Source organism: Streptomyces sp. NPDC093225, from assembly GCF_044753805.1.
Lineage (GTDB): Bacteria > Actinomycetota > Actinomycetes > Streptomycetales > Streptomycetaceae > Streptomyces.
In genome coordinates this window covers 22493-30587 of sequence record NZ_JBIVNX010000074.1, presented here as the reverse complement: position 1 = coordinate 30587, position 8095 = coordinate 22493, and the positions used below count along the sequence as shown (strand labels likewise).

The following is an 8095-nucleotide window of genomic DNA, read 5'->3' as shown; positions in this document are numbered from 1 at the left end:
GCTTCGCCCTGGCCTTCGGCCACCCCTGGCCCGGGCCTGCCTCCGGTCCAGCCTGCCACCCCTGTCAAGCGCCTCCCCCACACACCACGGGACCCACCGGGCATGGCCGAGGAGCCGGCGGACGGGGTCGGGGGTTGCGCATGGGGGTTGGTGAAGGTGCAGGTCAGGGGGAGTGTCAGGGGGCGCGCCTAGACTCGCTTGGAGATCGGAATGCCGGCTCGGTGTTCCGGTCGGTCGGGATGCGGGCCGGTGTGGAGGGAGGCAGCCGTGAGCGTCGACGTCCGCCGTGCGGCGGCGGTGTTCCTGCCCGCCGCCCTGCCGCGTGAGGGGCGCCTCGCCTTCTGGCATCCGGGGGCCGGGGTGTCGGACGGCCGGCCTTCTTCGGGGGAGTCCGCGGGGGAGCTGCGCCCCCTCACGGTCGTGGGCCCGCACGGTGCGAATGGGGTGCGCAGTCGGTCGGTGACCGCTCTGGTGCTGCCGGTGGTGGACGCGTTGCCGCTGCTCGTCCGGGCGCGGCAGGACCCCGCTGCGCATCCGGCGGCCCGGTGTTGGGGGGCGGCGGCGTTGCAGGCGTTGGGGTTGACCGCCCGGGGCCGGCTGCTGCCCGGGCTCACCGCCGAGGACCTCGATGCCTGGCGGGCGGGGCCCCTGGACGCCGATGACGTGGCGCACCTGCGGGCGGTGGCCGCCGCGATGCCGTACGAGGCGTACGCGACGCCGCTGCCGGGCAGGCGGCCGTTGCGGCTGCCGGAGCCGGAGGCGCTCGTGCGGGCGTTCCTCGACGCGGTGGCCGACGGTCTGCCCCGCACTCCCGCGGCCGCGTACGCGCTCGGTGCGCCCTTCGCGGCGCGGGAGCCGCAGCACGTGCCCGGGATGCGGGACTGGGCGGCGCAGGTGGCGGCGGGGGCCGATGCCGGGGTGGGGATCTCGCTGCGGCTCGATCTGCCGGCGCGTGGCGTCTTCGACGGCTCGGACGAGGGGACCGTCGGCGCGGCGGACGGTGGACGGGTGTCCCGGCGCGCGGGGGCGGCGGTGCTGCAGGTGCACAGTCTGGCCGATCCGACGCTGGTCACGGACGCGGGGCAGCTGTGGGCGGGACGGGCGGCGGACGGGTTCGGGCCGCGGGCGCGGGTCGACGCGGTGTTGGCCGTGCGGCGGGCCGCGCGGGTGTGGGGGCCGCTGCTGCGGCTGCTGGAGCAGCCCGTGCCGGACGTGCTCGCCCTGTCCGATCCGGAGCTGGAGGACCTGCTCGGCGCGGCCGCGACCCGGCTGGCGGGGGCGGGCGTGGTGGTGCACTGGCCGCGCGAGCTGGCGCGGACGTTGGCGGCGACGGCCGTGGTGCGGCCGGCCCCCGGGTCCGCGGCCGACGGCACGTCCTTCTTCGACGCCGGGTCCCTCTTCTCGTTCGAATGGGAGATCGCCCTCGGCGGGGACCGGCTCACCCCGTCCGAGCTGGACGCCCTCGCGCAGGCGCACCGGCCGGTGGTACGGCTGCGCGACCAGTGGGTGCGGGTGGACCCGGCGCTCGTACGCAAGGCGCGCAGGCGGCAGTTGGGGCTGCTCGACCCCGTCGACGCGCTGGCGACGGTGCTGAGCGGTACCGCGGAGGTGGACGGCGAGCCGGTCGAGGCGGTGCCGGTGGGTGCGCTGGCCGCGTTGCGGGGGAGGCTGACGGGCGAGCCGGCGCCGCTGCCGGAGCCCCCCGGGCTCGCGGCCACCCTGCGCGGGTACCAGCGGCGGGGGCTGGCCTGGCTGGACCTGATGACCTCGCTCGGGCTGGGCGGTTGTCTGGCCGACGACATGGGGCTGGGCAAGACCGTCACGCTCATCGCCCTCCACCTGCACCGGGCGCGCCCGGAACCGACGCTGGTCGTGTGCCCGGCCTCGCTGCTCGGCAACTGGCAGCGGGAGATCGAGCGGTTCGCGCCGGGCGTGCCCGTCATGCGCTACCACGGCAGCTCCCGCACCCTCGGCGGCCCGGCCTTCGAGGCGTTGGACGCCGGCGTCCCCGGCGCCGCCACCCGTACCGGTGGCTTCGTGCTCACCACCTACGGCACGATGCGCGCGAGCGCGCACCTGCTGGCCGAGCGGGAGTGGGGGTTGGTGGTGGCCGACGAGGCGCAGCACCTGAAGAACCCGCGCTCGGCCACCGCCCGGGCGCTGCGCACGATCCCCGCACCGGCGCGGGTGGCACTGACCGGCACCCCGGTGGAGAACAACCTCTCCGAGCTGTGGGCGCTGCTGGACTGGACCACCCCCGGGCTGCTCGGTCCCCTGACCGCGTTCCGCGCCCGGCACGCGCGGGCGGCCGAGCAGGAGGCCAATCCGGGGTACGAGGAGGCCGTCGCGCGGCTGGCCCGGATGGTGCGCCCGTTCCTGCTGCGTCGCAAGAAGTCCGACCCCGGCATCGCGCCCGAGCTGCCGCCCAAGACCGAGAGCGACCATCCCGTCGCCCTCACCCGCGAGCAGGTCTCGCTCTACCGGGCGGCGGTGGACGAGACGATGGCGCTCATCGAGGCGAGCGAGGGCATCGCCCGGCGCGGTCTGGTGATGAAGCTGCTGGCCTCGCTCAAGCAGATCTGCAACCACCCCGCCCAGTACCTCAAAGAGGCGTCGCCGCGGACCGCGCACCGCTCGGGCAAGCTGGCCCTGCTGGACGAGCTGCTGGACACGATCCTCGCGGAGGGCGCCTCGGTGCTGGTCTTCACCCAGTACGTGTCGATGGCGCGGATCCTGGAGCAGCACCTCGAAGCCCGTGGCGTGGCCTGCCAGTTGCTGCACGGGGGGACCCCGGTGGCCCGTCGCGAGGAGTTGGTGGACCGCTTCCAGTCGGGGGAGGTGCCGGTGTTCCTGCTGTCGCTGAAGGCCGCGGGGACGGGTCTGAACCTGACCCGGGCGGGCCATGTCGTCCACTACGACCGGTGGTGGAACCCGGCCGTCGAGGAGCAGGCCACCGACCGGGCGTACCGCATCGGGCAGACGCAGCCGGTGCAGGTGCACCGGCTCGTCGCCGAGGGCACCGTCGAGGACCGGATCGCCGAGCTCCTCGCCGCCAAGCGGGCCCTGGCCGACGCGGTACTGGGCTCCGGCGAGGCGGCGCTGACCGAGCTGACCGACGCCGAGCTGGCCGATCTCGTCTCGCTGCGCAGGCCGTCGTGATCACCGCGCGGGAGGACCGCCGTCGTACGTTCGACGCCCTGCCGTCGGGGGTGGCGCCCGAGAGCTGGTGGGGGCGGGCCTGGGTGCGGGTGCTGGAGGCGCGCTCGGACGGGGCGCGGCTGGCGCGCGGTCGGGCGTACGCCGAGGAGGGGCGGCTGGAGGCGGTCACGGTGACGCCCGGCCGGGCGGTGGCGTACGTGCGGGGCAGTCGGCCGCGCCCGTACCGGACGTCGGTCGCGCTCGGCACGTTCACGGACGAGGCCTGGGACGAGCTGCTCGAGGCGGTGGCGGCGGATCCGGCCCAGTTGGCCGCGCTCCTGGAGCGGGAGGTGCCGCAGGCGCTGGCCGAGGCGTTGCTGCCGGGGCGCGGGGACCTGATCCCCACGTGCTCCTGCCCGGACTTCGGCCGGCCGCCGTGCAAGCACGCGGCCGCGCTCTGCTACCGGCTGGCGCGCCTGGTGGACCACGATCCGTTCGTGCTCCTGCTGCTGCGCGGCCGCGGGGAGCGGGAGCTGCTCGACGAGCTGTCCCGGCGCAGCGCCGCGCACGCGGCCCGTGAGCGGCCCGCCGCCGCGCCCGAGCTCCCCGGCGTCCTGGCGCGGACGGCGCTGGCGCCGCGTTCGCTGCCGCCGCTGCCCGCCCCGCCGGCCCCGCCGGCGGCCCCCGGACATCCGCCGGCCTGCCCCGACGATCCCGCCGCCCCCGATCCGCTGGCCCTGGACCAGCTGGCCACCGATGCGGCGGCGCGGGCGTACGGGCTGCTCACCACCGGGCGGGACCCGGTCGGCGGGCTGGGTCTGTGGCAGGACGCGGCGCGGCTGGCCTCCGCCCACCCCACGTCGGGGCTCACCGGTGCGACCCGGGCGCTCTACCGGGACCTGGCCCGGGCGACGGGCCGGTCGACGACGGAGCTGGCGCGGGCCGCGGCGGCCTGGCGGCAGGGCGGCGCGGCCGCCCTGGAGGTCCTCGACGAGCCGTGGGACCCGCCCGCGGGCCCCTTCGACCGGGCCCGCCCGGCGCTGCGCGCCGCCGGCCTGGAGGGCTTCCGGCCGCACCGCAACCACCTCAGCGGGCCCACCCGTCAGCTGCGCTTCGGCCGCGACGGCAGGTGGTACCCCTACGAGTCCTCCGCGGCCGCCCCCGACGACTGGTGGCCGGCCGGGGCCCCGTCCACCGATCCCGTCGAGGCCCTCAGGCGTCTCCGTCCGTCCGCAGGCGAAGGGCCCACCGGGACAGCGTGGTGAAGTCCGCGGGGCGCAGGCCGCGGCGGGGGTGGATGCGCAGGAGCAGGGCGGGTGCGTCGTGGTGCGCCCGGGCGTACGCGACGTCCTTCGGGCCGATCATGTCGTCGACCCAGGCGAAGGGGCGGCCGGCGGCCCAGTCCAGGAGCGGGCGGGTCTTCCAGTAGAGCCCGTCGGGGTCGCGGGCGAACAGTTCCGGCCACTCGATGACGGGCAGGTCGTCCGGGAGGCCGATGTGCGGGGAGACGAGGGAGTTCGCCTGGTGCATCCAGGTGGTGGCCCAGGCGAGTTCGTACGGCAGTGCGGTCAGGCGGGCGCCGTGGCCCGGGTGCAGCCGGACGCGCAGTCCGCGCCGGACGCGGCGGGAACCGGGCCGCTGGAAGGACAGCCAGACCTCCGGGCGCATCCGGTGGCTGGTGTATCCGCGCAGGCCGGCGAGGGGGTCGCGGTAGGGGTTGAGGGGGCCGTCCACGTCGAGGAGGAGGAGCGGGCGATCCGTCATGAAGTACGGACTACCCAGAACCCGATCGAGTGAAATGCCTACCGGCCATAACCCGAATGGCTCCATCGCGTTGATTCCGGTGCGGGTGCAGCACCCGCGGACCTCTCCCCGGAAGGTGGGACACAGATGCGGCAGGTTCGTCGAAGTGGCTTGATCGCGACGATCGTTGCGGGGGGTGCGGCGACCGTCGCCGGGATCACGGGCGCCGCGTACGCCGATGCGGGCGCCGCGGGGCACGGTGCCGGGTCGCCCGGTCTGGTCTCGGGAAACCTCGTCCAACTGCCGGTGCACGTGCCGGTGAACGTGTGCGGCAACACCGTGAGCGTCGTGGGGCTGCTCAACCCGGCCGCGGGCAACGCGTGCGCGAACGGCGCGCGCCCCGGAGCCGGGCACGGCTCCGCCGCGGCTGCCGGGCAGGGCGTCAAACCCGGCACGTCGCATACCGGCAGCGCGCGCACCGGTACCGTGACGAGCGGCGGCGGTGCGCACGCCCAGGGGAGCGGAAAGGATTCGCCCGGGCTGCTGTCCGGCAACGGCATCCAGCTCCCGGTGGACGTGCCGGTGAACATCAGCGGGAACTCCGTGAACGTCGTCGGTGTCGGCAACGCCTCCCACGACAACACCTCCGTGAACGGCCCCGGCCCGCACAGCGGCCTGAAGCCGCCCCAGCCGACGGCCCCCGTGGTCCGCCCGCCCGCCCCCAGGCCGCCGGCCCCCGTCGCCGTGGCCCGGCCCGCCGGACCCGGCCTCGCGCACACCGGCACCGACGCCCTCGGCTACCTCGCCCCTGCGGGCGCGGGCCTGCTCCTCGGCGGCGCCCTGCTCTACCGCAGGTTCCGGGCCACTTCCTGAGACCGGTCCCGAGGCCGGGCGGGGTGAGGCGGACGGCGGCCGTCAGGCCGCCGGCACGGCCGGCTCCCGCCAGGCGGTCAGTACCGCGTCGATCCGGGCCGCCAGCCGGGCCCGGGCCTCGAACCGGGGCACCCCCGCCATCAACAGCGCGTCGTACTCGGTGTCGACGTGCCGCACCGCGGCCCGTACCGCCACCGAGACGGCGACCGGGTCCAGTGCCCGGCCGGCCGCACTGCGCCCCACCCGCCCGCTGCCGCGCACCGATGCGTGCGAGGCGATGGCCGCCGCCCGCTCGGGCGGTATGCCGGGGAACAGGCGTCGTATCTCCGCGGCGAACGCCGCCGTGAACCGGGTGTCCTCGGCCGCGCGCCGCAGCCGGGCCCGGTCCCGGCGCCGGGCCCGCGCCTCGGCGTCGGCCAGGCAGCGCACCTCCGCCGCCGCCAGGGCGGCCTCCTCCACGAACACCCCCTGGCGCTCGTGGCGTTTGCGCCGCTTGTGGTAGCGGACCACCACCGCGTACAGGGAACTGCCCTCCCGGGAGCGGCGGGTGAGGGCCGCATTGCCGCGCGGGAGGTACACCAGGTGGCCGAGGTCCGCGCAGTGCAGGCAGCGCGGGACGCCCGACTCGCGCACCAGGTGCCGCAGCGGCCCGGTCCGGCAGTCGGCGCAGTGCACCGGCCGGAGCGCTTCGAAGACCACGAGGTTCATGCCTGGTAGATACCGCCGTACGGCCCGGCTCTCACCTTCGTGGGCCGGTGGCCCGGGTCAGACGAGGCGCCGGATCTCGCCGCGGACGCGGTAGAAGCCGCCCGAGGCCGGGTGCAGGGCCTCCACGACGTAGCGGGCGCCGGGCTCGCGGATGCCGCGCGGGAACTGGACGTTCCACGACGGCTCGTACCCCTGCGAGACCACGTGGACCCGCAGCCGGCCGGCCTGCTGGACGCACTCGACCACGATGCCGCCCGCCGGCGCGGCCGCGACCGTCGCCACCTGCGCCACCGAGGCCGCCGGCGTGTACGTCGGCAGCGCGGCCGCCTGCTTCACGTCCACCGCCGCCGGGACCGAACCCTGCTGCGCGGCGGCGATCGCCGCGTCGCTCGCGTCCACGCACACCAGGGACCCGTCCGTGGTCACCAGGTACAGCTTGCCGTCCAGGTACTGCATCGACAGCGCCGAGCCGCTGCCCGTGGCCAGCTTCCATAGCCGCCGCCCGTCGGCGTCGAAGCAGTACACGGACGAGGAGCTGTCGCCGGCGAAGACGTGCCGGCCGTCCTCCGACGTGGCGCACGAGTACACCGCCGTGTCGCACCGGTAGGTCGCCTCGATCGCGCCCGTCGCCTTCGACAGCCGCTGCACCACGTTCCGCCCGGTGCCCGCGTACACCACCGTGTCCTCCTGCCAGCCGAACAGCACCCCGCCGTCCGTCGGCGTGTGCCACAACTCGCCGCCGCCGTCCGGCGCGTACGCCGTCACGCCCCGGTTGTGGCCGTGGTACACCGCGCGCTCGTCCGCGCGCACCATCCAGCCGTGGCGCCCCGAGGACCGGCGCGACCACTGGAACTCGTCCTCGTGGTCGATGACCGTCAGGCCGCCCGAGGCGTCCGACACGGTCAGCACGCCCTCGTGGATGTCCAGCCAGAAGATGTCCACGTCCTCGGCTATCGCGTAGGCCCCGAACGGCACCTTCGACGACAGGTCGTACACCGTGCCGTCGTCGCAGCCCGCGTAGATCCAGAAGTCGTCCGCCACCAGGCACTTGACCCCGTCCGGCAGCGAGTAGCGGGCCAGTACCTCGCCGCCGTGGCTGAGGGTGTACACGTCGCCCGCCTGGTTCCCCACCCAGCAGCGGTCCTGGTCCACGTGGATCCCGAACGCCGCGGCGCCGGTGCGGAAGCGCCACAGGACCGGTGCCACCGCCCGCGCGGTCGACGGGGCCGACGTCACCTCCCGCCGGGTCACCGGCCGGGCGGCGCGCTGCCCGCGGACCGCCGGGGCGTACCCCTTGCGGACCTTCTCCCCGATCTTCTTCGCGGCCGCCGCCCGCGCCTTCTCGACGGTCGGGAACGTGGAGCTCTGCACCTGCCCCTCCGCACCGATCCGCCCGTACCGCACCGAGACGGCCGCCCCCTCCACGGTCACCTCGTAGAACTTGTGCGCCCCACCGCCGTCCTGCGACAGCTCCAGGTACGTGACGTCCTCGACCGGCGTGCCAGCAGACATGACAGACCCCTCCCCAGGCCGGAACCGGCGGCCGTTCGCCGCCGGAGATCCACTGGTGACGACGCTAGGGGCGACCACTGACAACGCCCCCGGGCCGCCCCGCCGGGGCCCGGACGGCCGT

The 8095-nt window shown here is 75.9% G+C and carries 6 protein-coding genes; 3 read left to right on the top strand and 3 right to left on the bottom strand.

Annotated features, from left to right (window positions below):
• Positions 1-210: 210 nt before the first annotated feature.
• Positions 211-3159, top strand: a complete 2949-nt coding sequence (locus tag ACIQCH_RS35850; protein ID WP_402588085.1) for an SNF2-related protein — start codon at positions 211-213, stop codon at positions 3157-3159.
• Positions 3156-4403, top strand: coding sequence for an SWIM zinc finger family protein (locus tag ACIQCH_RS35845; protein ID WP_402588083.1), 1248 nt, complete (start codon positions 3156-3158; stop codon positions 4401-4403). Before ACIQCH_RS35850 ends, ACIQCH_RS35845 begins: the two co-directional genes overlap by 4 nt.
• Here ACIQCH_RS35845 and ACIQCH_RS35840 read toward each other — a convergent pair.
• Positions 4351-4902: a hypothetical protein gene (locus tag ACIQCH_RS35840; protein WP_402588081.1), complete on the bottom strand. Its 552-nt coding sequence runs from the start codon at positions 4900-4902 to the stop codon at positions 4351-4353. The genes ACIQCH_RS35845 and ACIQCH_RS35840 overlap by 53 nt on opposite strands.
• Positions 4903-5052: 150 nt before the next feature.
• Between ACIQCH_RS35840 and ACIQCH_RS35835 the strand changes: the two genes are divergently transcribed.
• Positions 5053-5754, top strand: coding sequence for a chaplin (locus tag ACIQCH_RS35835; RefSeq protein ID WP_402588079.1), 702 nt, complete (start codon positions 5053-5055; stop codon positions 5752-5754).
• A gap of 42 nt (positions 5755-5796) precedes the next feature.
• On the opposite strand, the gene ACIQCH_RS35830 is transcribed toward ACIQCH_RS35835, so the two are convergent.
• Both ACIQCH_RS35830 and ACIQCH_RS35825 read right to left on the bottom strand, forming a co-directional pair.
• A complete protein-coding gene (locus tag ACIQCH_RS35830) occupies positions 5797-6462 on the bottom strand; it encodes a DUF2293 domain-containing protein (protein WP_402588077.1) in 666 nt (221 codons plus the stop codon).
• 57 nt (positions 6463-6519) lie between these two features.
• Complete coding sequence (locus ACIQCH_RS35825; protein WP_402588075.1) at positions 6520-7974, bottom strand: WGR domain-containing protein; 1455 nt, start codon at positions 7972-7974, stop codon at positions 6520-6522.
• Positions 7975-8095 lie beyond the last annotated feature (121 nt).